General features: G+C 38.1%; 26 protein-coding genes. 6 read left to right on the top strand and 20 right to left on the bottom strand.

Features of this window, described 5'->3' with window-relative positions:
* The 4 genes from LG329_RS18385 to LG329_RS18370 all read right to left on the bottom strand — a co-directional run bounded on the left by LG329_RS18385 (window position 1) and on the right by LG329_RS18370 (window position 3,183).
* Entirely contained in the window at window positions 1-672 is a 672-nt protein-coding gene (locus LG329_RS18385; RefSeq protein ID WP_404452306.1) for a response regulator, read from the bottom strand.
* 111 nt (window positions 673-783) lie between these two features.
* Window positions 784-1,497 (bottom strand): Crp/Fnr family transcriptional regulator, encoded by a 714-nt coding sequence (locus tag LG329_RS18380; RefSeq protein WP_404452305.1) that lies wholly within the window; start codon window positions 1,495-1,497, stop codon window positions 784-786.
* 128 nt (window positions 1,498-1,625) lie between these two features.
* The gene (locus LG329_RS18375) at window positions 1,626-2,099 is read right to left on the bottom strand and encodes a hemerythrin domain-containing protein (protein WP_404452303.1); all 474 of its coding nucleotides are present in this window, start codon (window positions 2,097-2,099) and stop codon (window positions 1,626-1,628) included.
* Window positions 2,083-3,183, bottom strand: a complete 1,101-nt coding sequence (locus LG329_RS18370) for a hypothetical protein (RefSeq protein ID WP_404452302.1) — start codon at window positions 3,181-3,183, stop codon at window positions 2,083-2,085. The genes LG329_RS18375 and LG329_RS18370 overlap by 17 nt, the downstream gene beginning before the upstream one ends.
* Before the next feature lie 171 nt (window positions 3,184-3,354).
* Here LG329_RS18370 and ric point away from each other — a divergent pair, with 171 nt between their 5' ends.
* Complete coding sequence (ric, locus tag LG329_RS18365) at window positions 3,355-4,068, top strand: iron-sulfur cluster repair di-iron protein (RefSeq protein ID WP_404452301.1); 714 nt, start codon at window positions 3,355-3,357, stop codon at window positions 4,066-4,068.
* 120 nt (window positions 4,069-4,188) lie between these two features.
* Here the strand turns inward: ric and narI are convergent, their stop codons facing one another.
* From narI to LG329_RS18305, 12 genes are all read right to left on the bottom strand, one after another.
* Window positions 4,189-4,884 carry a respiratory nitrate reductase subunit gamma gene (gene narI, locus LG329_RS18360; protein ID WP_404452300.1) on the bottom strand — a complete coding sequence of 232 codons (696 nt, stop codon included), beginning with the start codon at window positions 4,882-4,884 and terminating at the stop codon, window positions 4,189-4,191.
* A gap of 36 nt (window positions 4,885-4,920) precedes the next feature.
* Window positions 4,921-5,523, bottom strand: coding sequence for a nitrate reductase molybdenum cofactor assembly chaperone (narJ, locus tag LG329_RS18355; protein WP_404452298.1), 603 nt, complete (start codon window positions 5,521-5,523; stop codon window positions 4,921-4,923).
* Window positions 5,524-5,526: 3 nt separating this feature from the next.
* Window positions 5,527-7,023: a nitrate reductase subunit beta gene (gene narH / locus LG329_RS18350; RefSeq protein ID WP_404452296.1), complete on the bottom strand. Its 1,497-nt coding sequence runs from the start codon at window positions 7,021-7,023 to the stop codon at window positions 5,527-5,529.
* Complete coding sequence (locus LG329_RS18345) at window positions 7,013-10,693, bottom strand: nitrate reductase subunit alpha (RefSeq protein ID WP_404452295.1); 3,681 nt, start codon at window positions 10,691-10,693, stop codon at window positions 7,013-7,015. Before LG329_RS18345 ends, narH begins: the two co-directional genes overlap by 11 nt.
* Window positions 10,674-10,967, bottom strand: coding sequence for a hypothetical protein (locus tag LG329_RS18340; protein WP_404452294.1), 294 nt, complete (start codon window positions 10,965-10,967; stop codon window positions 10,674-10,676). Before LG329_RS18340 ends, LG329_RS18345 begins: the two co-directional genes overlap by 20 nt.
* A gap of 18 nt (window positions 10,968-10,985) precedes the next feature.
* Window positions 10,986-11,303 (bottom strand): hypothetical protein, encoded by a 318-nt coding sequence (locus LG329_RS18335; RefSeq protein ID WP_404452293.1) that lies wholly within the window; start codon window positions 11,301-11,303, stop codon window positions 10,986-10,988.
* Window positions 11,304-11,359: 56 nt separating this feature from the next.
* Complete coding sequence (locus LG329_RS18330) at window positions 11,360-11,782, bottom strand: hemerythrin domain-containing protein (protein ID WP_404452291.1); 423 nt, start codon at window positions 11,780-11,782, stop codon at window positions 11,360-11,362.
* A 23-nt stretch (window positions 11,783-11,805) separates the two neighbouring features.
* A complete protein-coding gene (locus LG329_RS18325; protein ID WP_404452290.1) occupies window positions 11,806-11,976 on the bottom strand; it encodes a hypothetical protein in 171 nt (56 codons plus the stop codon).
* 133 nt (window positions 11,977-12,109) lie between these two features.
* The gene (gene moaA / locus LG329_RS18320) at window positions 12,110-13,141 is read right to left on the bottom strand and encodes a GTP 3',8-cyclase MoaA (RefSeq protein WP_404452289.1); all 1,032 of its coding nucleotides are present in this window, start codon (window positions 13,139-13,141) and stop codon (window positions 12,110-12,112) included.
* Between the two features lie 387 nt (window positions 13,142-13,528).
* The gene (locus LG329_RS18315) at window positions 13,529-14,290 is read right to left on the bottom strand and encodes a class I SAM-dependent methyltransferase (protein ID WP_404452288.1); all 762 of its coding nucleotides are present in this window, start codon (window positions 14,288-14,290) and stop codon (window positions 13,529-13,531) included.
* Window positions 14,291-14,410: 120 nt separating this feature from the next.
* Complete coding sequence (locus LG329_RS18310) at window positions 14,411-14,833, bottom strand: DUF1801 domain-containing protein (protein ID WP_404452286.1); 423 nt, start codon at window positions 14,831-14,833, stop codon at window positions 14,411-14,413.
* A 22-nt stretch (window positions 14,834-14,855) separates the two neighbouring features.
* Window positions 14,856-15,398 carry a DinB family protein gene (locus LG329_RS18305; protein ID WP_404452285.1) on the bottom strand — a complete coding sequence of 181 codons (543 nt, stop codon included), beginning with the start codon at window positions 15,396-15,398 and terminating at the stop codon, window positions 14,856-14,858.
* Between the two features lie 578 nt (window positions 15,399-15,976).
* Here LG329_RS18305 and LG329_RS18300 point away from each other — a divergent pair.
* The gene (locus tag LG329_RS18300) at window positions 15,977-16,507 is read left to right on the top strand and encodes a hypothetical protein (protein WP_404452284.1); all 531 of its coding nucleotides are present in this window, start codon (window positions 15,977-15,979) and stop codon (window positions 16,505-16,507) included.
* 62 nt (window positions 16,508-16,569) lie between these two features.
* The gene (locus tag LG329_RS18295) at window positions 16,570-18,123 is read left to right on the top strand and encodes a flotillin family protein (protein WP_404452283.1); all 1,554 of its coding nucleotides are present in this window, start codon (window positions 16,570-16,572) and stop codon (window positions 18,121-18,123) included.
* 161 nt (window positions 18,124-18,284) lie between these two features.
* Here LG329_RS18295 and LG329_RS18290 read toward each other — a convergent pair whose 3' ends face one another.
* Both LG329_RS18290 and LG329_RS18285 read right to left on the bottom strand, forming a co-directional pair.
* Window positions 18,285-18,692, bottom strand: a complete 408-nt coding sequence (locus LG329_RS18290) for a VOC family protein (protein ID WP_404452282.1) — start codon at window positions 18,690-18,692, stop codon at window positions 18,285-18,287.
* Between the two features lie 98 nt (window positions 18,693-18,790).
* On the bottom strand, window positions 18,791-19,141 hold the full coding sequence (locus LG329_RS18285) for a VOC family protein (protein WP_404452281.1): 351 nt from the start codon (window positions 19,139-19,141) through the stop codon (window positions 18,791-18,793).
* 451 nt (window positions 19,142-19,592) lie between these two features.
* Here LG329_RS18285 and LG329_RS18280 point away from each other — a divergent pair, with 451 nt between their 5' ends.
* Genes LG329_RS18280 through LG329_RS18270 form a run of 3 tightly spaced genes read left to right on the top strand, consistent with a single transcriptional unit; the run spans window position 19,593 to window position 22,930 of the window.
* Window positions 19,593-20,690, top strand: a complete 1,098-nt coding sequence (locus LG329_RS18280; RefSeq protein WP_404452280.1) for a hypothetical protein — start codon at window positions 19,593-19,595, stop codon at window positions 20,688-20,690.
* A gap of 3 nt (window positions 20,691-20,693) precedes the next feature.
* The gene (locus tag LG329_RS18275; protein ID WP_404452279.1) at window positions 20,694-21,917 is read left to right on the top strand and encodes an amidohydrolase family protein; all 1,224 of its coding nucleotides are present in this window, start codon (window positions 20,694-20,696) and stop codon (window positions 21,915-21,917) included.
* 23 nt (window positions 21,918-21,940) lie between these two features.
* On the top strand, window positions 21,941-22,930 hold the full coding sequence (locus LG329_RS18270; RefSeq protein ID WP_404452278.1) for a TolB family protein: 990 nt from the start codon (window positions 21,941-21,943) through the stop codon (window positions 22,928-22,930).
* 368 nt (window positions 22,931-23,298) lie between these two features.
* On the opposite strand, the gene LG329_RS18265 is transcribed toward LG329_RS18270, so the two are convergent.
* Both LG329_RS18265 and LG329_RS18260 read right to left on the bottom strand, forming a co-directional pair.
* The gene (locus LG329_RS18265; RefSeq protein ID WP_404452277.1) at window positions 23,299-23,808 is read right to left on the bottom strand and encodes a methylated-DNA--[protein]-cysteine S-methyltransferase; all 510 of its coding nucleotides are present in this window, start codon (window positions 23,806-23,808) and stop codon (window positions 23,299-23,301) included.
* Window positions 23,798-24,379 (bottom strand): bifunctional transcriptional activator/DNA repair enzyme AdaA, encoded by a 582-nt coding sequence (locus tag LG329_RS18260; protein WP_404452276.1) that lies wholly within the window; start codon window positions 24,377-24,379, stop codon window positions 23,798-23,800. The genes LG329_RS18265 and LG329_RS18260 overlap by 11 nt, the downstream gene beginning before the upstream one ends.
* Between the last annotated feature and the right edge of the window lie 271 nt (window positions 24,380-24,650).

Genomic DNA, 24,650 nt, shown 5'->3' with positions numbered 1-24,650 from the left:
TCAAGTATAATAATCAAGATCTAGCATTCCTCTTTTAATCGCATAATCAACAAGCTCATGGCGTTTGTTCAGACCTAGCTTCGCCATGATTTTGCTTTTATGTGATTCAACTGTTTTTACACTTATATACAATAAATTTCCAATTTCCTTATTTCCATATCCTTTTGCAATTAATACAAGTGTTTCTCTTTCCCGATCAGATAACAGTTTATATGTAGACGGTGATTCTTCATTGGAAATTTCCTGGAGAAGATTCTCCACCAACTTTTTCGTTGCGGAAGGGTATAAATATACCTCCCCTTTCGCTACAATACGAACAGCATTAATTAATTCTGAATCAATAGCATCTTTTAGAACGTAACCAGATGCCCCTGCCTGAAGAACGCGAAATAGTTCGTTCTCATTATCATGCATGGTTAAAATCAACACATGAATAGCTGGATCAAGTCTTTTCAGCTGTGTTGTTGCTTCAATTCCGTTTGTTCCAGGGGGCATACTTAAATCCATAATTACAACATCTGGACGGATAGACAATGCTGTTTCCACTGCTTCTTTCCCGTCCGCCGATTCACCGATAACCACAATATCATCTTGCTGTGCGAGCAATAATTTTAATCCTGTTCGAACAATTACATGATCATCTGCAACTAATACGCGGATTTGTTCAGACAAATCTAATCACCCTTCACCAATTTGAATATAGTTATTACTATATTCTACCATCGGCAAGGGCTAATAACCACCAATTTTCACTTACTGATCCGTGCTGGATGATGTTTAAACCTATAATCTACAAATCGCCAAAGAACATTCCTCACATCTGCACAACTTTTTTAATGCAGCTAGTTTTAGAATTTCAATTTGCCCATGTTCACATGTAATCATTTCATCTCGTTTGAATGCAGCTAGCATACGATTCACAGTTTCACGGGTTGCTCCAATTAAATTGGCCATTTCACTGTTCGTAAATTTTTTTGTAATAACTATTTTATTTCCATTTTTGATGCCGTAAGTATTAGCAGCTCTTATTAAGATGGCAGCAAGTGCACCATTCTTACCGTGAAATAACAAATCTCTTAGTTTGAGTTGTGTAAAACGTTGCATGTGACTCATCCACTGTGTGAATTCAATTGCTAAATCACCATTTTGCCAAAGGACCATTTCTAAATCCTTTTGTTGAATTACTCCAATAATACAATCATCCATTGCTTCTGCAGTGAATGCACTTGTTTGTTTATGCATTGGATCAAATTCTCCAAACATGTCTCCAGGAAAAAAATAATACAGTGTTAAATCTTTGCCGTCTTCGCTCAATTTTGTTAACTTCACAGTGCCTTCCAATATAAAATATAACTTCTCATTGGGATCACCTTCCCAAAATACTTTTGAAGCTGTACTGAATTTCTCCATGTACATAATTTCACGTATCTTTTTAAAGCACTTACTCGAAAAGTGTGCGGTATTCGTTTCCACGGTCAATTGACTGACAGGACTCATCTGTAACTTGCCTCCTTCTAAACACATGTTGAAGCTACGTCTATCTTTTCATATATCCACTATATAAAAGTTTACAGTTTCTGAATATCGGGGAATCCCCTTATTTTCATCTCGAAAATCAAACTTTTTTACAACTTTGTGTCATTAACATGCAGATGAGAGGACAATTCCTTAAGCTTATCCTCTGGTAGTGCACTTTCAATCATTGGAAAAACTACACGTTCTTCTTTTCTAATATGCCCATCAAGTAATTCACCCAGTTCATTCATTAAAGAGACGGGATTACCTTCTAACTTACCTAGTGAATCAATTTTGGCGTGAATCTTTATGTGTTCCAAAAGCATTTCTGCGATTTCCGGTTGATCGATTGAGGCGTATTGAGCGTAAGCTGTTAGCAGGATTTCTTCTTCCTCACGAAAATGCTGTAGTCCACCTGGTTCCCAGAAATCCTGTACCTCCTTTTTAATCTCCTCTAACGAAAGTTTACTTTTTTCAGTACCCGCCTGTTTTAAATGTAATGCAACAACCAATGCATGATGGTGATGATGTGACAATGAATAAAGTGCCTCATGTCGTTTTATTCCTTTATGCTTTGCTTCCATTTGTCCCGACCTCTCCCTGTTTCAAATCTCGTTTTTTATTCCATTTGACTTTGAAGAATAATAATATTTCATTGACTAGAAATAGCAGGACTACCCATGGTCCGTACTCAATTATTATATTTCGTATTGGGTAAAAGATTGAACTGGTATCCATTTGAAAACGAGCTGTGAATGCATATAGCATACCGAACGTAAAGTTTCTTGACCATTGAGATTCATCGTAACTTCCTATCGCCAGAACAAGTCCATAACTTTTGATTCGAATAATAATCCGCGAAATTTCAATACCTTCAACAATGACGAATAGAGCAATTACCCAAATCCACAACAATAAAATAAAATTATAGTTAAACACTCCTGTTGTCACTGTTGCTAGACCCGTAATTGAGATTGCACCATGTAAAATACAGTTTGTGTTTTTCCAATCGTCTTTCATGTTCCAGTTTCGTATAAAAACATAACGCCTAAAGATCAAGTATAATCCAATACAATATAATAATATGCCAAAACCAATTAAAGTCGCACTCCCCCAGTCAGGTAGTCCTTTATTAAAAATGTTAAATAGTAAAAGTACAATCGATTGAGTACTGACTGTGGAAAGCAAAATCACACCATGAACCTGATTTTTTGCCGATGTCCGAAAAATCTCCCTGTATGCTTTGAAAATATGATACATGTACCATATATAAAGAGCCACATTCAATATTCCCATAATATATGGGAATATCCCTAGATTGAGAGAAAACTGATGAATAACATTTCCTAAAACAGAAGTCCCAGCCACCCATGTCCCAATTGCAAATACATGAATGGAGTTAGGAAAGTGTCTTTTTTTAAATGAATGCTTTGGGATTGTTGAAATAATCGATATTACGATCAATGCCCATACTGCAGCAAGAATGAACGCAAAAATTTCCCCATAATCATACAGGGATGGAAACTGTTGCATTGCGCTGTAAAGAAATATTCCATTCCCCATCACGATTGCACCCGAGGCAGTGGAAGAGAATTCTTTTTTCAAAAACAATCTTTGAATGAAATAACAAAATGCAAATACAATGCTAAAGTATAATAAATTTATCATTTCCAACTACCTCCAAAGACAGAAATATGCTCTCGCACACTACGACCTATACACAATTGTATCCCATCTTATCATAATAGATAATTTCTATCTGTTCTGTGATTTACCTCACAGACTACTAGCTGAAAAAGGATTATAGTAAAGGTGAAATAAATAATTGGAGGGATTATAATGGAACAACTATTTACCGAACAATCAAAGACTGGCGATATTGTAGTGAAGTTTCCAATGGCAAGTCAAGTTTTAAAACGCTATAAAATCGATTTTTGTTGTGGTGGAGATCGTCCAATTGGTGAAGCTATCGATAAAAAGCAATTAGATAAAGAATACATTCTAAAAGAAATAAATGAATTATATAATTCCACGATCGCAATGCAGGAAAAACAAATCGACTGGACAGAAAAGAGCTATAATGAACTAATCGATTACGTGGTTAACAAACACCATGCATATCTAAACCAGGTATTGCCTGAACTTAGTGGATTCGTTACAAAAGTTTATCGGGTTCACAGCAAGAATCATCCGGAGCTCTCCCAAGTATTTTCGAAGTTCCATCAACTAAAAACAGAACTTGAACTCCATTTAATTCGTGAGGAAGAGATGATATTCCCGAAAATTAAAGCGTATGAACAAGAAAAGAAAAAAACTGTATTAGCAGAAGTTGTAGAATCAATTAATATGCTTGAAAGTGAACATGAGCATTCCGGAAATCTATTATCTGAAATACGTGAAGTAACAAATGACTATAAATTGCCTGATGGTGCTTGTAAAACTTACCATCTAACCTATCTAAAACTGCAGGAACTAGAATCAGATATCTTTAATCATGTTCATCTTGAAAACAACATTATGTTTCCAAGGTTAATCGAAGAAAATGCATCTTAAAACAACAGGCAGCCATTTGGTTGCCTGTTGTTTTGTATAACCAGCTGAAACCGGATTGTATTTCGCTAATTCTTTTACAAAACCGGTTGCTTCTAGCTAGCAACCGGTTTTTCTAATCATTTATAACCCTTTTCTTTTAAATCCTGATCTCGAGCGATATTGTTGTGGTGCTCTAAGTGGATACTTTAACGGTACACTATAAAAGTGAATTAACCGGGTAAATGGAATTGATGCAAACAACGCAAAGGCTGAAATTACGTGTATTCTGAAAATAAGTGGGACAGTTTCCATCAATTGATAGTTTGGTTGAAATACAAACAGACTACGAAACCAAGGCCCAATTGTTGTCCGGTATTCATACTCAACTACTGTTGTATTATAGATGAGCGTCATATATACCCCCATTCCAGCAACAATCAGCAACGAAATGACAGTGAAAAAGTCAGCAAATGTTGCATGGACGCGTACTCGGTCAATCGTTATTTTTCTAATAAGTAAGATGACAAGTCCTACAACCACCATTAAACCAGCAAGACCACCACCATAAATTGCTCCAATATGATATAGATGGTCGGTAATTCCTAAAAATTCATAAAACCCTTTAGGAATTACCATCCCCATTAGATGGCCAATAAAGGCGAATACTATACCCCAATGGAACAAAGGTGATCCAATGCGCAGCCATTTTTTTTCAAAGATTTCTGTTGATGGTGCTGCCCAACTCATCTGACGAAAAGCATACCGGTAAAGCACTCCAACAATCATGATTCCTATTGTAATGTACGGGAAAATGGCCCACCAGAAAATAGCGGTCATCTGCATATCCCCCTTTTGTTATAATTTCTCACCTAATTACTGATACATAATTGGATATGGCATTTCTTCTAAATCTGCTTCTTCTCTTTCAAATTCCAATTTCTCGACTTCTTCTTTGGTTGGTACCGGAAATACATATTCCATTAAGATTAATAGAATTGCAGAATATGGGTTTTCATCGGCAATATTGTTTACCATTCGCTGCACAGCAACAGCAAGACGCCTTTGCAAGCGTTCATGATGGGAATCTTCAGGTGCTACTGCCAAGAATTCAAAAAGCATTGGCATGTAATCGGCTAATTCACCTTCCATCCGTTCAAATCCAGCCTCATTAATTATTTTTTGTAGTTTAATTAGCGCGGCACCACGTTTGCTGCTATCTCCAAGCTCGTGTGCTGTGAGGTACAGTCCGAGCTTGGATTTCAAATCAAATGTTGCCACATATAATTCCTGAAGTTCCTGTAACGTCAAACTGTGTAAAGAAACAAATGCAGTTTCCAATTCTTTAAGTAATTCTTCTGAAGTGATGTTTTCCATAATGCAGTTTTTAATATCTGTTTGTTCCTGTTTAAATGTATCTAGAGGATAACTTAACAGACGAGAAGTTATGGCTAGTAACGCGCGTTGTTGTTGATCCATAGCTTATTCACCCTTTCCAAATGGATAGGTTACCATACCTTCAGGTGGTGCCAGGTCTTCAATACTGCACGCCCCCTGTTTATAATGCAGATCATCATCCATCTCCCGACGTCCAGTTGGAATTACGAATCGTTCATTGTATTTGGCAACACCTAATAAACGAACCATATCCTCAATTTCTTCAGGAGTTGTGCCTGCTTCTCTTACTAACTCACTTGACCGAAATTGATCGATACCACCAACTGTTTTTCCTCTCATATGAACACGCATTGCAGTTAACTTAAGAAGTACTTTTCGAATTACTTCCGTATCTCCAGCTGTCAAAAGCGAAGCCAGGTACTCCATCGGGATACGCATTTGGTCTACAGCTGGAATATAGCCGTCCGTACTTAATTCGTTTTCATTTGTAATATGGTTCATGATCGGGCTAAGCGGTGGCACATACCAAACCATTGGTAATGTACGATATTCAGGATGTAATGGTAAAGCAATTTTCCATTTGATTGCCATTTTATATACCGGTGAATTCTGTGCCCCTTCAATCCATGCGTCATTAATCCCTGCTTTTCTTGCTTCTTCGATAACTTCAGGGTCGAATGGATCAAGGAAACAAGAAAGCTGTGATTCATAAAGATCTTGTGGATCCTCGACAGATGCTGCATCTTTCACCTTATCTGCATCGTATAAAACAACACCAATATAGCGAATTCTTCCCACGCAAGTCTCCGAACAAATTGTTGGTAGTCCTGCTTCTGTTCTTGGATAACAGAAATTACACTTCTCAGCCTTATGTGTATTCCAGTTGTAATAAACTTTGTGATACGGACAACCATTCATGCAAAAACGCCACCCGCGACATGAATCCTGATCAACCAGTACAATCCCATCTTCATCTCGTTTGTATAACGCGCCAGATGGGCACGATGCCACACATGAAGGATTTAGACAGTGTTCACAAATTCTTGGTAAATACATCATAAACGTCTTTTCATATTCCATTGAAATGTGCTCTTGTAACTTTTGCACATTTGGATCCTGAGGTACAACTTCACTTCCACCAGCTAAATCATCATCCCAGTTGGGACCCCATTCTGGTTTATCGATATATTTCCCCGTGATCATTGACTTTGGTCGTGCTACAGGGATATTTTCCTTCTTAGGACTATTAATCAAGTTTTCATAGTCATATGTCCAAGGTTCATAAAAGTCGTCCATGCTCGCCATATTCGGGTTATAAAAAATATTTGCAAGCTTGGAAATTGGTCCACCAGCTTTAAGTTTTAGCTTTCCATTTTTAAGTTCCCATCCACCTTTATACCTATCCCGATCTTCCCAAGCCTTAGGATAACCCGGACCTGGACGAGTTTCCACGTTGTTAAACCACATGTATTCTGTCCCCGGACGGTTAGTCCAAGTATTTTTACATGTTACCGAACACGTGTGGCATCCAATACACTTATCAAGGTGCATAACCATCGCTACCTGTGCCTTAATCCTCAAGCCAATCAACCTCCTTAAGTCCTCTTATAACTGCAATGGTGTCTCTTTGATGACCTGTTGGGCCGTAGTAATTGAAACCATAGCTTAATTGTGAATAGCCACCAATCATATGGGTAGGTTTTAAAGAAATACGTGTCACACTATTATGCGTACCGCCACGTTTTTTGTTGATAGCTGTTGCTGGTACACCCAATGTTCGATCTTGTGCATGATACATGTAAGCCATACCTTTTGGAATACGGTAGGTAAGAACAACTCTTGCCGCTATTACACCGTTTCGGTTGTAAACCTCGATCCAGTCATTATCTTTAATCCCAATCGAAGCACCGTCTTCCTCATTCATCCATACCGTTTGCCAGCCCCTAAACAACGTGGACATGTTGGTAGTATCAGTAAACATCGTATGAATTCCCCACTTTTGATGTGGAGTTAAATATCTTACTGTTATCGATTTCCCATTACTTTTAACTTCTTTTTCGTTTTTTAAAAATGGACCATGTGACAATGGTGGTAAATATAATGGCAATCCTTCACCAAAGTCGAGCATCATTTCATGATCAAGGTAAAAACTTTGTCTTCCCGTGAGCGTACGCCATGGAATGTTATACTCTGTATTCACAGTAAATGGCGAGTAACGTCTATTATCTTTCTCTAATCCACTCCACACTGGAGTTGAAATCGCATGACGAGGTTGAATGGTTAAATCATGTAATGTAACATCTTCCTCTTCGCGCCCTTTTGCAATTTCTTCTAGCTTCTGTCCTGTTTTAGCTTCAAGAGACTTCCAACCCGCTACAGCACGTTTCCCGTTCGTTGCCCCTGACATTAACAAAATCGCGTCAATTGCTTTTCTATCGGAATATAAATCGGGATTACCTTTACCAATACCTTCCCGTTTGGAAACACCTAAGCGGCTTTTTAATTCTTCATATACATCTTCGCCAGGTATGGTTACCCCTTTTCCGCCATAGCCTTTTTTAATCTCTGGTCCTATCGTTGTCATTTGTTGATAAACGTTCGGATAATCACGTTTAACAATTTGGAAATTAGGCATTGTCTTACCTGGAATTGCTTCAATTTCACCTTTTCGCCAGTCTTTAATTTTTCCATGAGGCTGTGCAATTTCACCTTTGGAATCATGACCAAGAGGTGTCATCATTAAATCTTCCGTAGCCGGCAAATGCTTATTGGCAAGTTCGGAAAATACTTTACCAATTTCACGGAATGTATCCCAATCACTTTTCGCCTGCCATGGAGGGGAAATAGCTGCATTGAACGGATGAACAAAAGGATGCATATCCGTACTACTGATATCAAACTTTTCGTACCATGTAGCTGCAGGTAAAACAATATCGGAAAACAAACCCGAGCTCGTCATGCGAAAATCAATACTGACTAAGAGATCAACCTTTCCAGTTGGTGCTTCACCGTCTGTCTTAACGTCTTTTGGCTGCCATGAATTTTCAGTCTCAGCTAAAATTTGATCTTCCCCACCAATTAAATGCTTGGCAAAATACTCATGCCCTTTACCACTGTCACCTAACAAATTAGAGCGCCAGTTAAAGAATACTCTAGGAAAGTTCTTTGGATCATCTGGGTTTTCAATTGCCCATTCTAATTTTTCATCCTTTATTTGTTCCACGACATCATCAATAATTTCCTGGTGATTATGCGCTCCTCGTGCCCGGCTCTCTTTGACAATGTCAATTGAATTTTGTGTAAACTGCGGGAATGACGGAAGCCACCCAAGTCTTGCTGCAAGTGCATTGACATCTGCAGGATGCATATTATTATACTTTCCACCCCAACTTGACTGGTCCTGATTAATTTCTGCCTCATAACGAAATTGATCTGTTGCAAAGTAGAAGAACGAAGTACCGTTTTGCAATCGCTGCGGTTTTAACCAATCATTAGCAAAAGCAACCTGTTGCCAGCCTTCAAGTGGTCGTACTTTCTCTTGACCAACATAATGTGCCCAGCCTCCACCATTTACACCTTGAGACCCTGTCAATAGAACAAGGTTTAGAATGCAACGGTAAATTTGATCGCTATGATACCAGTGGTTCGTTCCTCCACCCATCGCAATCATCGACTTACCTTTTGTTCGTGCTGCATTATCTGCAAATTCTCTTGCCACTTGAATGACGTGATTCTTATTAACACCGGTAATGCTTTCTTGCCACGCAGGTGTGAATGGTTTCGGATCGTGATAATCGACTGGATAATCACCTGGTAGGTTGCGATTCACGCCTGTATGGGCCATCATAAGGTCATAGACTGTTGTTACCTTTCGTACATTTCCATGTTTATCCTGAATGTGTTTTATTGGTACACCACGTTTTACTACTCCACCATTTTTTACTGCAAAGTCTGGAAAGCTTATCATAGCTGTTTCATCAGCCATATCAATAAAACTTAGCTTGGGATCAATCAGACTTCCATCTTCTTTTTTTAGCTCAAGGTTCCACTTTCTTCCCTCATCCCAACGGTAACCCTGACTTCCATTTGGTGCTTCTAACTGATTGGTGTTGGCGTCCCAAACTAATGTTTTCCAGTCACCAAGGTCATGGGTATCATCAATATCAGCTGTTCGTAAAAAACGATCAGAACGACAATCGTCATTCGCTTCATTTATCGTGACGAGAAAAGGTAAATCAGTAAATTTTTTCGCATAGTCAATAAAGTATGGTGTTTCTTTATCAACATAAAATTCTTTTAGAATTACATGGGTCATCGCCATTGCGAGAGCTCCATCTGTACCTGCTCTTGCAGGTAACCAGACATCAGCAAACTTTTCATATTCCGCATAATCAGGACTTACACCAACAACCTTTGTACCGTTGTACCTTGCTTCAACCATAAAATGAGCATCAGGTGTACGGGTTTGCGGCAAATTGGTTCCCCAAATAATAAAGTATTTAGCATTGTACCAGTCCGCGCTCTCTGGCACATCCGTTTGTTCTCCCCATACTTGCGGTGACGCAGGTGGCAAGTCAGCATACCAATCATAAAAGCTTAAAATTGATCCACCGATTAACGAAAGGAAACGCGATCCCGCTGCATAGCTGACCATTGACATTGCAGGAATTGGGCTGAATCCTACAACACGATCAGGACCATATTTTTTTATCGTATAAATTGAAGCACTGGCAATGATCTCACAAGTCTCTTGCCAGCTGGCACGAACAAAGCCACCCTTCCCTCTTGCATTAACATACTTTGCACGTTTTTCAGGATTGCTTGCAATGTTTTCCCAAGCCTCAACTGGATCGTATCCTTGTTCACGTTCTGCTTTCCATAGTTCATATAAATCCCCACGCATGTATGGGTGTTTCACCCTAATGGGACTGTATGTATACCAGGAAAAACTTGCCCCTCTAGGACATCCACGTGGTTCATATTCAGGGAAGTCGTCACCAGTGGTTGGATAGTCTGTTTGCTGTGTTTCAGAAGTTATAATCCCATCTTTCACATATACCTTCCAGCTACATGATCCTGTACAATTGACACCATGGGTTGAGCGAACTATCTTATCATGCTGCCAGCGTCTGCGGTAAAGATCTTCCGAATCTCTTGGACGGGGACTTTCCTCTGTCCACCCATCATTAATTCGCTCGCCAGGTTTTAAATGTTTTAATGACTGAAATAACTTATTTTCCTTTTTCCCCATTGATACCATCCCTTTCGGACAATGCTTCGATTGGATTAAAACGTTCGCCCATAATACGGAAACTACCGTTGCCTTCCTCCAATTCCTCTAGAAAAACCTTCAGGCTCGGAGCGTTTGCTGCAACCAATATTAACCGCTCTAAAGTGTCCAATTCATTTAGTTCATACACGGCTTCCACAACACCAGATGGTATATCACCAAATCTCATTCGTAGTATTGCAATTAAGTCCTCGCGATCCTGAACAAAGTTTGCATCATTTTCATATGAAAACATTTCATCATCCCCTTCGCTTTACATTTTCATCATTTTATAATAATCCTGAATCATTACTTGCTTACAAGCTTCACCAATTTTCTTTACAAATTCAGTTAAGTCAGTGTCCATTCTTTCAATAGATTGAAATGAAAAAAATTCAGACTCAGTATGCGCGAAATCTTCGCCAAATCGTATAATGAGCTTATATCCACCATCCTCTTTTACAGCATTAGCTTGAATATCGTATGGATGAATATGGGCATTTTCCAATTCAGAAATGATATTAGCGTATAATTCTGGCGCTATTGCCCGTATAGACCGCTCTGGCTTAGATGTTTTTTCTTCGGAAGTCAAGGACGACCACCTCCAATCTGGTTTCATTATCTGGTCCAACATTTGCATCCGACTTATTAGTGGTGCGGCAATATTTTTTCTTCCTCCTGGTTATGCAGCAAATCAACCAATATTAAGGCTTGGAGTCGCTGAACAACCTCGTCACTTACTCCTTTTCCATCTAAAATAGTTTTAATTTCCTTGACCAACAATCGCAATAGATTGTGATCACGTTTTAAAGCAATAATAGAATCTCTTAACTCTGGTGATGACTCCTCTAATTCTTTATATAACCCCTCTTCTTCTGATTCTGCGTGCTGAAGTGTTCGTGTTTCCCAGTGCTCCACAATGACAAAAGCGACCTCTAAAGCTTTATCTAATTGATTGTTCGTTACCAGATGATCAAGTATTTTAGTTAGTTCAGTCGCTTCAATTAAAGCTGCCTCATGAATGGCCGAGTGGCTATCTACATGTTTTAATGCCGGACCTGACATCATCATTCATCCCTTCCAACTTAAATTTTTCAGAAACCTTTTCTGTTCTCTTTCAACAACACTTTTAATTCTTCTTGGTTTTTGCGGATTTCTATCATCTCTTGTTCAATCTTTTCGAGTTTCATCGTTATTGGTTCAAGCGTCTCTTGTAGCATCGTATGCAGACGAGCAGCCTTTTCATTCCCATTTATATCCGCCATTACCGTACCTCCTCAACAGATTGACTATTTATTGACTTCATTGTAACCAAGCAAAAAAGTGAATGATGTGACGGATATCACACTATTGTAATTTCTTATCAAGTTGGTGCCATTCGGTATCATTACTAATTCCTTATCCGCCAATATAGGACATTTCAATTTTTTGTTTGTTCCGTTCTGCCACTTTTTCTGGAGTTCTTTCCTCTGAATATCTGTCCGTTCGGTTACCCCAGGTTTGGCTGATTATTCCATTCAATTCATCATCACTAACCCCACTTCTTATTGGGGTATGAAGGTCTGTTCCGTTTGCAGCAAACAGGCATGTATAAATTTTCCCGTCAGCAGATAAGCGTGCCCGCGTACATGATGAACAAAACGGTGCACTTATGGAAGAAATGAACCCGTATTCGTCGCCCGAATCCTTGTTAAGATATCTAGTTGCTACCTCGCCATAGTGATCAGGTTCTATTGGTACTAGCCGCATCTCTTCTTCTAATCTATTAATTATGTCTTCTTTTGATATAACATCAGCAAACGTCCAACCGTTTGAATTCCCAACATCCATATACTCAATGAATCGTAGTACTGTCCCAGTTCCCTGGAATAAACGTGCCATGGGAATAATCTCATGCTCGTTTACACCACGCTTAACTAGCATATTCACCTTTACTTTCAAACCAACTTCTTGTGCTGCTTTAATTCCGTTTAATACGCTATCAACTTTAACTCCCCTGCCATTAATTCGACCAAATTTCTCGTTATCAAGCGAATCCAAACTAATTGTTACCCGTTTTAAGCCCGCTTCCTTCAACTGTTTTGCCTTTTTAGAAAGCAAGCTACCATTGGTTGTCATGGCAAGATCCTTAATTCCCGGGATACATGATAGATTTTGAATCAATTGTTCTAAATCCCTTCGCATTAACGGCTCTCCGCCGGTTATTCGTATTTTGTTGACTCCTAATTTTGCAAATGACTGAGCGACCCTAGTTATTTCTTCAAAGCTAAGAAGCTCTTGTTTTTTCAAAAAAGGATAATCTGAGCCGAATACCTCCGCAGGCATGCAGTATGTGCAGCGGAAATTGCAACGGTCTATGACAGATATACGTAAATCCCGGAGTGGTCGATTAAATTTATCGGTAATAGTATGATCTGATCCCCTATTCACTTTCACGACTCCTTCCTTTGGATTAATTTATTATTACTTATAGTAAAACTAAAACTAATTTCAGGAAGTGACTTATATCACACCTAACCCAATAAGAAAAGCGCAAGCGCCCTGTTGTTTATGCGCATTAGTTATCCACGCTTCAAAACCCAAAAATTTTAAACACAAAAAAAGCACCAATTTTTAATGGTGCTTTCGCAGAAGTTCAATTATTCTCAATGTACGTTAAAAACTAACCCATAACTGAATTGCCAAGGTTAGGTTCAGGGTAACTATCATTTAAAGAGAAGAAGGCTAACGTAAGAGCGATGATTGTTGAAGCAAAATAGGTTGTTAACAGTTTTCGTATATCAAATAATCATCACTCCTAGCCTATAAAAAATTAATCTATACCGCTTTTGCTAAAATTATAAACCGATGCTGTTTCACTTCAAAATATCCCACAGATTGAATTTGTTGATGAATCTGATATAGCTTCTCTTCATATTTCTTTACACTAAAATCAGGCACCTGCCATGGGATTGCCTTTAAGTAGTATGCCAATGCACCTATGTCATAAAAACGTTCGACTGGAAATTCTTCGTTGCTAAAAGTTACGTTAAACGAATGACCCGCCAATTCATTCAATGCGGCTTCTAGATTCCAGTTTATAAATTCATCATTAACAGGGGCACCTAGACTTTCATTTATCCCAGAATCGTTCGTTCCACCGACCTGCTGAGTGAGGAAAATCCCACCATTCGAAAGTAATCGTTTTATCTCTTTCGGGGAATAAGCCTCGTGTTTATTAACAATCAGATCGAATTGATTCTTCTCAAATGGAAGTTCCGAATCTTCTTCAATCTGAACAACCTGAACACCTAAAGGTTCTAGCCTATTTTTAGCAACTGGGACATTTGGTTTGTACGCTTCTGTCGCAACTATTTTTTTTGGAAACGGACGTAGCATGGACAAAAACTCCCCACCGCCAGTTCCCATATCGAGCATGGAATGAGCATTCTGAATAAGAGGCTTAGCCATACTTCCATATGACCATGAAAGTAACTCACTTCCCATCCTCCCTGTTCCAGATATATAGGAAAAATCCCAGCCTTCAAAATGCTGATTTACATCCTTTAAATAATCTAAAAAAAGCTTATCATTTATCATATTTATTTCTCCAGTTTTTAAGATTCATATAGATATATCTGGTTAAAATGGAGGTCCTCTTATGAAATTATTATGTTTTTATATGTTGTGTTCACGAGATTTCAACGGTAACAACTCCTGCTAATTATTCGGATAGGTTTCATTCAAAAACTTCACAGATTGATTGATTAATGCTTTTAATACATCCACATCAATATCTGCTACTTTATTAATATACACACAAGCTTTTCCTGACGTATGTTTTCCAAAGTCCTTTAATAATTCTTCCCTTTTTGAGTCCCCAGTCGCAAAATACAAACTAATTTTCGCTTTTCGAGGTGAGAAGCCAACTAACGGGGCATCACCCTCATGTCCAGAAGCATACTTATAATGATACGAACCGAATCCAATAATACTTGTCCCCCACATCTTTGCTTTACAAACTGTTGTTTCGGTGAAAATATCTAATAACTTATATGCTTCTTCACGCTTTTTAGGGCTATCGACATTTTCAATGAATTCGATGACACTGCGATCGTTTTCTTTCGTTTTTTGTTCATACATTATAATAATCTCCTTTTCTACTTCACTTATTTATTTTACCCATAATGTTAAAATGGTGTTGCTCATGAATCGCTAGTAAATGTACACATTGTACCAAATTTGGATAATCTGCAATTGGATCTGGATAATAGATTTGTCCCGCTACATCTTGCTTAATCGTATTGAGATTTCCCATAAGTTTATCAGTTTCTCTTCCTAGTAGTTCCTTGGTTTCTTCAAAACTCCACTTATTGGCTAACCCTTCAGGTGGTTTTATTAACAACGGGGCATTCATCGATTTCTTTTTCTTTTTTTGATAGTCTTGATAAATATCATGGGTCTCTATTTTATAAGGTTTATTCCTGCGTAAATAAGCTAATGGCATCATAACAGGAATATAAATTGTAGAAAATCGGCGAAATAACCGTACCATTAGTAGCAGATGGTATAAGGATTCACCTATTGACCACTTATCTGGCATCGGCCTTCTCCATGGTTCTTCAAAATTTATACCCTTGTCCTTATAAAAAGTGTCTCTCTGTTGTTTTAGTTGTTGAAAATGACGATTGATTTGCTCGCTTTTCAATAGAAAACACCTCTGTTCAAACATTTTGATTATGTAAGAGTTCAATAATTCGCCATTTTCGTTGATGCTAGTTATGTGAAGATTGATATAGCAGTAGTTAATAGTGATAATGATATATCAAATGCTCGAAAAATCAACCACCTTGCAACAATCACAGCCATTGTACGTTCCGAATACATCCTAGATAACGATATACATTATTACTGCATAGGCAATAGATTTCCTATGATTATATTAACACAAAAATCTAACTATTATTTAGCCTATATAAATTTTATTGAATCCTTAGATAAGAGTCTGATTGAAGTAGTACCTCTACCTTAATTCATCCACAATGACTCCCACAATCAAGACTTGCATAAATCCAAAATAAATCTTATAATCTAATTTAACCAGAACAAACGTTCTCGCGCAAGTTTTATTCTTACTATTATTGAAAGGATAATAACCACTTCAGATTCACCAGAGTCCCGGTCCCTTAAAAATTTTTTGATTTTTTTGAAACCTATCATTAATTACATTCGTACAAGTAAGTAACATGGAAAATAAAATTCATTACATAAGAAGGATTGATGCGTATGACTATATTTGGAGCACCAATTGAAACGATTTATGTCATTTTACTGATTGTGGCAGGAAGCTTGACACTTCTTTACATCCTCTTTGGAGATATCCTTGAGGGGGTTGGGCAATCCATTAGTTTTCTACATCCTGCCCTTCTCCTAGCATTTATTACTTTCTTCTCTGCTTCAGGGTACGTGATGGAGCTCGTAACATCTATATCCAGTCTATTCATCATTGTTATTTCTATTATTATCGCATTCATACTGGACACACTTCTAAATATTTTTGTTCTTATTCCAATGGCCTCCGCAGAAGAATCACTTAGTTATACGGAAGAATCTTTAGTAGGAAGAGTCGGAAAAATTATTATACCTATTCCTGAAAATGGCTTTGGTGAGATTGTCATCGAGAGTAAAAGCGGCATGATTTCTAAGCCCGCTTCAAGCTATGAAAATACAGTTATTGATGAAGGAATGAAAGTGCTCGTTATTGAAGTGAAAAATGGTGTCTTATATGTCGATCCATATGAAAATTTAGATGATTAAACATACGATTCCAGCTGGATGAGTATTTTAATAAATTTTTAAACAGATTAGGGGGAAAAGAAATGTTTACAGGAGTTTGGATAGTCGTTGGTATTGCCGCATGTTTACTTATTGCTCTCATTGGTGTATTTATTACCAAATACCGGACAGCAGGACCTGATGAAGCACTAATTGTAACAGGTAGCTATCTTGGTGGAAAGAATGTTCATGTAGATGAATCCGGCAATAAAGTAAAAATTATTCGCGGTGGCGGTACATTCGTATTACCTGTTTTCCAACAGGCAGAGCCACTAAGCTTGTTATCTAGTAAACTCGAAGTTACAACACCAGAAGTATACACCGAGCAAGGCGTACCGGTTATGGCTGATGGAACTGCGATCATCAAAATTGGTGGATCGATTGGAGAAATCGCCACCGCCGCAGAGCAGTTCTTAGGAAAAACGAAAGAAGATCGTGAAAACGAGGCAAAAGAGGTCCTAGAAGGTCACCTTCGTTCCATCCTTGGTTCGATGACGGTAGAAGAAATTTATAAGAATCGGGATAAATTTTCACAAGAAGTTCAACGAGTCGCTTCCCAGGATTTAGCTAAAATGGGATTGATCATTGTATCCTTCACCATTAAAGATGTAAAAGATAAAAATGGTTATTTAGATTCGTTAGGTAAACCACGGATTGCGCAGGTTAAACGTGATGCGGATATCGCTACAGCTGAAGCCGATAAAGAAACACGGATTAAACGGGCAGAGGCAGCAAAGGATGCAAAAAGAGCCGAATTAGAGCGTGCAACTGAAATTGCCGAAGCCGAAAAAGTGAATCAGTTAAAAACGGCTGAGTATCGTTATGAACAAGATGCTGCAAAAGCTCGCGCTGACCAAGCATATGATTTGGAAACTGCCCGTTCGAAACAGGAAGTTACCGAGCAAGAAATGCAAATCAAAATTATCGAGCGTAAGAAGCAAATTGAACTGGAAGAAAAAGAAATACTTCGTCGTGAAAAGCAATACGATTCGGAAGTCAAAAAGAAAGCCGATGCAGACCGCTATTCTGTGGAGCAAGGTGCAGTAGCAAACAAGGCAAAAGAAATTGCGGAGGCAGAAGCAAACCAATACCGAATCGAATCCCAGGCGAAAGCCGAAGCCGAGCGAGTAAGAGTGGATGGTCTAGCAAAAGCAGATTCCCAAAGAGCTCAGGGAGAATCGGAAGCAGAGATTATTCGTTTGAAAGGTTTGGCAGAGGCAGAAGCAAAAAGAAAGATTGCCGAAGCATTCGAGGAATTCGGTCAAGCGGCTATTCTCGATATGGTTATGCAAATGCTTCCTGAATATGCAAAACAGGTAGCAAGTCCATTAGCCAACATTGATAAAATTACAGTAGTCGATACTGGCGGTAGTGGGAGTGAAGGCGGCGCAAATAAAGTAACAGGTTATGCAACAAATTTGATGTCTACTTTACAGGAATCACTAAAAGCTTCTTCGGGTATTGATGTAAAAGATTTACTGGAAAACATATCTGGTAAAAATAACATGCTTGATGATATTGATCTTGACCGATTAAGATATGAGACGAAAGAAACTAGCGATAAAATGGCGGCTAGTGAAGAAAAAAGTAATAATTAATCTAGTGAATAAGAAGTAACCTCTTATTTGAATCATAGGGTACAAAACTTCAAACATTCACAAAATCTATACATAAAAACGAGTTTGTAATCCAAACTCGTTTTTATGTATTTTTATGTAACGAAGCCACCAGTTAGCTTAGGGTTTAGCTCTTTAAATTCTTAATCTTTTGGCATCTTGCTCATATCCATATACAACACATTCCACCGATGACCGTCCAAATCAGCAAAACCGCATCCGTACATCCACCCATGGTGCTCTGCAGGTTCCTCAAAGATTGAACCGCCCGCATTTACTACCTTCTTTGTCAATTCATCTACTTCTTCTTTACTAGCCGCATCAATGGACAGTAAAACTTCAGAAGCTTGATTTGTATCGACGATTTCATTTCTAATAATATTCTTGAATGCTAACTCCTGAAAAAGCATCACTGGAGCATTTTTATCTCCAATGACCAATGCCGCCTGATTACTATTTTGCTTATTAACAGAAAATCCAAGTTTTGCAAAAAAATCTTTTGATTTATCGATATCTTTCACCGGCAAGTTTATCCAAAATTGTCTTGTCATAGTTATCTCCCCTTCATTTTTCTATTATAGAAATCATTAATCTTTATTCCAATATTTAAATAAACTAACTACCCCTATTTTGAATAACGTCCTAATAATTAAAGATCCTGATATAACCCTATCCTATTTCCATAAGGATCTTCGAAGGAACACCAGGCCGCTGGCACACCTTCTCTTGTATTAATTTCTTCTATTCCTATATTCAATTCTTTCATAAGGCGTTCTCTTTCATTTTTTATATCATCTACTCCCAATCGAATAGGGCCATTACCTATTGCGGGTTTCCCTTTAGCTACCTGAATCCAAGCATCAGGAATTATTTCCCACTCAGCGAAATCTTCATGTGGTACGAAGTCGGGTTTTCTGTTAAAAAGAGTTTCATACCATTCTCTACCTTTCTCATAATTAGATATTCTTACTTGGAATGTAACACCCGTATTCTTTTTCATTTAAGAAACCTCCTTCCTTGTACCTTTGTATTCCAATACTCCCTACAGGACAGCCATGCAAAAAGCTTAATAAGGATGATGTCAGCTATTAATTCCAATATTTAAATATACTAACTGCTCCTTTAAACAGTAATTTAATAGGAAATATTATTAGTTCGGGTATAAACAAGAGCACCTCAGTAATCCATTCCCATTTATCGGACTTTTTCTTTTTGTCCTTTTTTTCCACCCGTTCACCTCATTACAATTTCTTGAAACTTACCAAAACAACCCTATTTTAAATCTAATCATACCAATTTAAGCAATAAGATTCACCAAATTTTCTAAAATATAGTGTAAAAGATTCGCATAATAGAGAGCGTTGGGCAAACACACATTTTCTCATGATTTCATATCCTAAATTTAAATGGGGTTTATTTTCACTAAGAAAAATGGCTTGGGGGAATTTTTTATGGAGAATAAACAAGGCACTAAAGCAAACATTCCTTCTAATCGATCGAAATGGCATTATTATGAAGTAATTGGTATTTTGTTAGTTCTTATTTCGCTAGCTCTTCTTTTCTTTGCACCAAATTCTCTATCGAATTTATTTGATACCGTAATTAAAGAAGTCAAACCAATAGTCGTTGATGTATTTCTGACTGGTGAAGTCGGTATTGCGATTATCGTTAGTGTCATTATGGGACGTATATTGGAAAGGCTGGGATTTACAGATGGGTTGATTAGAATCTTCGTCCCTGTTATGAAATTGTTCAAAATAAACCCAGCTGTCATCATTCCGAGTGTTTACAATATCCTGGGTGATGTTAACGCAGCAGGGAAAATTGCTGGACCAATCCTAGTAAAAGCAAATGCGACAAAAGCTGAACAAAAAATAGCTGTATCTACAATGATTCAATCGCCACAATCCTTTGCAACATTTGTACTAGGACTTATTGCGTTGGCAGCATTCGATATTAATTCTTTTCCACTCGTTATTCTATCAATCTTTGTACCGATCATTGTTGTTCCATTTGTCTTATCCAAAACGATTTACCGTGACACCAGAAAAGTTTCACTAGAGGAGCTACCACGGTTCACACCAAACACGAAGTTTATGAACACCATATTTTCTTCCGCAAAAGAAGGAACTGAGTTACTATTCTTGATCATTATTCCAGCTGTCGCCGTTGTATTTTTCTTGATCGGCATTTTGAAATTCATGGGAATATGGGAGCCAATTGAATCCAGTCTTGCATCCATTCTGACACTGATAAGCATTGAACCATCAACAGGTATTGTCTCCATCCTGGCAGCTCCGACACTCGCGGTTGCTCAGCTGGCCGAATTGGCTGCTTCCATTGATCCACGCTTAATTGTTGGTTCGTTTATTTTGGCAAACTCCGGTCTACCACTATCGGTAATCTTCGGTCAGGTTCCAGCCACGTGGGCGGAAACATCTGATTTAAACGAGCGGGAAACACTTATGGCTGCTGTAGTAGGATTGATAATTCGAGTCGCAACCGCATGTATACTTGGTTATTTCTTAACTCCTTTTTTGGTGGTGTAATTAATGAATAATGCTTATGTTATTCGAGGAAAAAAACTAGTTACAGTAAGTGAAAAAGGTACGATTTACGATGGGGCCATGTTCATAAAAGATGGAAAAATTATAGAAGTTGGTAGCTGGACGGATTTTCGCCACAAATACGCTGAAACAGAGGTAATCGACTACTCCAGTTATGTAATCACACCTTCTTTAGTCGACTGTCACACCCATTTATTAGAATTTGCACCTACATCCCTACATCCCATTACAAATGAAACCCATTTCCTTTCCGGAAAGGCTATTCTTCTTCATGCATTATCATCGGGAATAACCGCACTTGGCGAACAAATTTGTGGGCATCCCATGTGTGACTTCTCAATTGATGAATATCGTGAAGTGGTTAAAGACATCCCACTGGACATTTCATTTGCAGCTACGAGTATATCCATTGGATTTAAGGAATTAACACACTTTACATCCATTACAAAATCAAGTCCGGTAAAACAAAAGGATCTATCAAACTTTCTTTTGGTAAAGGAAATGGCACAATGCAGCGACTATCCTGGGGAGAATATATTCATTAATGCAACACCAGCTAATTTTACGGCAGATATAGTTCCACGGGCTGGTGAAATCATGTACACCCTTGAAGAATTAAACAAAATAGTTGAGATTTATCATCAATTTGGCAAACAAATCGGTGCTCATGTCGCTGGTTATGATGCAATCCAGATGACGCTGGACGCAGGGCTTGATGTGCTCCATCATGCTCACGGAATTACGGATGAACAAATTGTAAGGGCCAAGCAACAAGGTGTAAAAATTGTAGCAACTCCAATGGGCGGCACTCATCTTGAACCAAATTCACCAGAAAACATTCTAAAATTAACGCAAAAAAATATCCCTGTTTCCATTGCAACAGACGCTTATCTACCACCATATCCAGATGCAAGTTGGCTACCATTTCAAGACCAGGATTTAAAGGGGCCTGATATGCTTATGTTAATTGCCCATCCTTCCATGAAACTATTAAAAGAAAATGGCTATGACGAGAACGATATCCTTTCCTTATTAACCGCAAACCCAGCAGATATTCTTGGGAATGGTAATGAGTTCGGTAGATTAGTAAATGGAATGGATGCGAACTTTTTAGTTGTAGATGGAATTCCTGGATTGGATGTTACGGATATCGAGGAGATACGAAAAGTCTATTTTAGAGGAAAAAAAGTGATTGATCGAGCTTTTTAGTAAATAAGTAAGGAAGTGATTACATGAACTATCCTAATCCAGTGCGAGGTGCTATTGCTTATACAACAAATCGTGGTGGACAATACGATATTTGGCTATTTAATCTTAGAAACGGTGGGAATGTCCAGCTAACAAATGGCTTAGCGGACACATTTTCAAGTCCTGTTTGGTCTCCTGACAGCAATAAAATTGCATTTGTCGGTCGAAACAGAATCTTATACGTAATTTACTTGTCAGCAGGGTCAATTGCAGGTATAGATCAAATAGACGAGGAAGATATAATTAATCTGGATTGGTCACCTGACAGCAAAAAGTTGACGTATACAACAAGGGATCAAATTGTTATTTATGACGTCACATCCCATCAGGCTCAAAGTATCCGACAGCCCAATGCAACCGATGCTCAATGGTTTTCAACTGGAAGAGAACTACTTTTTCAAGCACCAGATGAAAATGGCACTAGCCAACTTTACCGGATTTCGGTTAATGGTACTGGGAAAAGGCAAATAACGCAAAACACCGAAGGCCCTATGCATGAAGTCGAATTATCTCCTGATGATTCCTTTGTGCTTTATACAACTCCTGGCGTCAGTATCTCGCTCATCCGCACAATTGAACTTTCGACTGGAACTGTATTTGAATTAGAAGGAGGACCACTTGCTAAAAACTACAACCCAACTTGGAATCCAAATTCGAGAATAATAGCTTACAGTGCAACTGCTTTCTTTGAGAAAGGTTATTTCAATCATGTAAGGACGGTGGGAAGACGAGGAGAAAATGATCGGATTCACGCCTTATCTGATTGTTATGCCACACCTGTAACTTGGTCCCCGGATGGTAATAAAATTGCTTATCTTGCCGGTTGCACAGAACAAGAATTTGCCCATGAAATGTGGTTGGTGGATCTAAATAACTCTGTTCCCATTCGTCTAATGGAAGACGCTTTGATCACGTCTCTACAATGGTCTCCTTCATCCAACGTTAACTTTTTTCGAAATCAATTATTTGTATAAAAAAATAGCCTTAACGGGCTATTTTTTTATTTCCTCTTATACCTATGTATAAATTTACCCAAAATTTACATTAACTCAATACTCACTTAAAGATTGTGTACTAATCTTAAGTTGAAGATATAAAGTGAAACTTCATTTAAAAGATACTTCGAGAGAAATATTTTCATTGGAGGTGCACAATGAGATTTCTTACAAAAGTAAGTATCAGTTTTGTGGCTGTCTTGTTTTATATGTATTATTAAGTGGCAAAGTCTTCAGCAACTTCTTAAATAACTTGGCTTATCGCCAAGCCTTAGTTGCACTTATGCAATAAGAAAGGATTTATGCTTTCTTAACTGCTAAAAAAACACCTAACAAAGATTAGGTGCTTACATACTTTCCAGCCCAATTAATTTTTCCTTCATTAAAATTCCCCCGCGATAGCCCGCTAGTTTCCCACTCTTACGAATAACACGGTGACAAGGAACAACAATTAATATAGGATTCGCACCAATTGCTGTTCCTACAGCACGAACTGAACTTGGTTTGCCAATGTTTTTGGATATGTCCGTATACGTTTTCGTTTCACCGTATGGAATATTTTGCAATTCAGTCCAAACTGCTTCCTGAAATTTTGTGCCGCTTAAATCTACTGATAAATCAAAGACTTTGCGGTACCCGTTTAAATATTCTACTAGTTCAGCCGCATACGTTGATACGTTATCCCATCCCTCAACCAACCTGGCTTTTGGTCTATACTTTTCAAACCATTGGTTCATTTCACTAATCCCCCCTTTTCCAACAAAGCAAAGTCCTGTTTCTGTAACCGCAAGATAAAGTGACCAACCATTACTGTCAATGTGCCCATAATATACGGTTTGCTCTTTACTATTTTTCATCACGTAACACCTCCTTTTTATAATTTTCGCGGAACATTCTTGGTGTCATATTTGTTCTATTTTTAAAAGTTGTGGAAAAGTAAGCAGCATTAGGCATGCCTATTAGGGTACTAATTTCTTTGATAGATTTGTCTGTATGCTTTAAATAGTGTATCGCTTTATCCATGCGGATTTGAAGCACGAATTCAAGCGGCGTAATTCCATTCACACGCTTGAACACGCGATGTAAATGATATGGACTGCCATGGCAACCTTCTGCTATGATAGCTAGCGTTAAATAGTTCGAATAATTTTCCTTCATGTATGCCTCAGCCTGAAGTACCCACTCTTCGTCAGGCAACTGGTATCCACCTGATTTACACCTTTTACATGGTCGGTATCCTGCTTTTTGTGCATCATCCCGACGATAAAATATAGTTACATTATCAAAGTTCGGAACACGGGATTTACATGAAGGTCTGCAAAATATTTTAGTAGTTTTCACGGCATAGAAAAAATCATCATCATACCTCTTATCATTTTCGCGAATCGCTTTCCATTGCTCGTCTGTCAGGTTTTGATCTTTAACCATCATACCAATCTCCCTTCCCTATTCAGATAATGTCTCTATTATTATTGTACCTCGTTCCAAATAAAAAATATCGATATTAGAATTAAAAAGCAAGATATCAAAAGTTTTTCAATATATCAACGACGAAATAAATAATTGAACGTTAAAGAGGTAGAGTAACAAGGTCATCAAACTGATTCTTATTAAGCAGGAAGAAAGTTATATAAATATCCTTACAGTTAGATGGCTCATCTCCACACTTCTTTTAAAGGATTTGAAAAAATCAAATAAA

Origin of the sequence: Virgibacillus necropolis, assembly GCF_044793635.1 — a bacterium.
GTDB classification, from domain to species: domain Bacteria; phylum Bacillota; class Bacilli; order Bacillales; family Amphibacillaceae; genus Virgibacillus_F; species Virgibacillus_F necropolis_A.
Note: the sequence above shows the minus strand (reverse complement) of the source record. Positions and strands in the feature narration are given on the sequence as shown.

Bases quoted from the DNA above. Each gene is read 5' to 3' on its own strand.
- LG329_RS18380 (WP_404452305.1), bottom strand. From the start codon at position 1,497: ATGAGTCCTGTCAGTCAATTGACCGTGGAAACGAATACCGCACACTTT.
- LG329_RS18375 (WP_404452303.1), bottom strand. From the start codon at position 2,099: ATGGAAGCAAAGCATAAAGGAATAAAACGACATGAGGCACTTTATTCA.
- LG329_RS18370 (WP_404452302.1), bottom strand. From the start codon at position 3,183: ATGATAAATTTATTATACTTTAGCATTGTATTTGCATTTTGTTATTTC.
- ric (WP_404452301.1), top strand. From the start codon at position 3,355: ATGGAACAACTATTTACCGAACAATCAAAGACTGGCGATATTGTAGTG.
- narI (WP_404452300.1), bottom strand. From the start codon at position 4,884: ATGACCGCTATTTTCTGGTGGGCCATTTTCCCGTACATTACAATAGGA.
- narJ (WP_404452298.1), bottom strand. From the start codon at position 5,523: ATGGATCAACAACAACGCGCGTTACTAGCCATAACTTCTCGTCTGTTA.
- LG329_RS18345 (WP_404452295.1), bottom strand. From the start codon at position 10,693: ATGGGGAAAAAGGAAAATAAGTTATTTCAGTCATTAAAACATTTAAAA.
- LG329_RS18340 (WP_404452294.1), bottom strand. From the start codon at position 10,967: ATGTTTTCATATGAAAATGATGCAAACTTTGTTCAGGATCGCGAGGAC.
- LG329_RS18330 (WP_404452291.1), bottom strand. From the start codon at position 11,782: ATGATGATGTCAGGTCCGGCATTAAAACATGTAGATAGCCACTCGGCC.
- LG329_RS18325 (WP_404452290.1), bottom strand. From the start codon at position 11,976: ATGGCGGATATAAATGGGAATGAAAAGGCTGCTCGTCTGCATACGATG.
- LG329_RS18315 (WP_404452288.1), bottom strand. From the start codon at position 14,290: ATGATAAATGATAAGCTTTTTTTAGATTATTTAAAGGATGTAAATCAG.
- LG329_RS18310 (WP_404452286.1), bottom strand. From the start codon at position 14,833: ATGTATGAACAAAAAACGAAAGAAAACGATCGCAGTGTCATCGAATTC.
- LG329_RS18300 (WP_404452284.1), top strand. From the start codon at position 15,977: ATGACTATATTTGGAGCACCAATTGAAACGATTTATGTCATTTTACTG.
- LG329_RS18295 (WP_404452283.1), top strand. From the start codon at position 16,570: ATGTTTACAGGAGTTTGGATAGTCGTTGGTATTGCCGCATGTTTACTT.
- LG329_RS18290 (WP_404452282.1), bottom strand. From the start codon at position 18,692: ATGACAAGACAATTTTGGATAAACTTGCCGGTGAAAGATATCGATAAA.
- LG329_RS18285 (WP_404452281.1), bottom strand. From the start codon at position 19,141: ATGAAAAAGAATACGGGTGTTACATTCCAAGTAAGAATATCTAATTAT.
- LG329_RS18280 (WP_404452280.1), top strand. From the start codon at position 19,593: ATGGAGAATAAACAAGGCACTAAAGCAAACATTCCTTCTAATCGATCG.
- LG329_RS18275 (WP_404452279.1), top strand. From the start codon at position 20,694: ATGAATAATGCTTATGTTATTCGAGGAAAAAAACTAGTTACAGTAAGT.
- LG329_RS18270 (WP_404452278.1), top strand. From the start codon at position 21,941: ATGAACTATCCTAATCCAGTGCGAGGTGCTATTGCTTATACAACAAAT.
- LG329_RS18265 (WP_404452277.1), bottom strand. From the start codon at position 23,808: ATGAAAAATAGTAAAGAGCAAACCGTATATTATGGGCACATTGACAGT.
- LG329_RS18260 (WP_404452276.1), bottom strand. From the start codon at position 24,379: ATGGTTAAAGATCAAAACCTGACAGACGAGCAATGGAAAGCGATTCGC.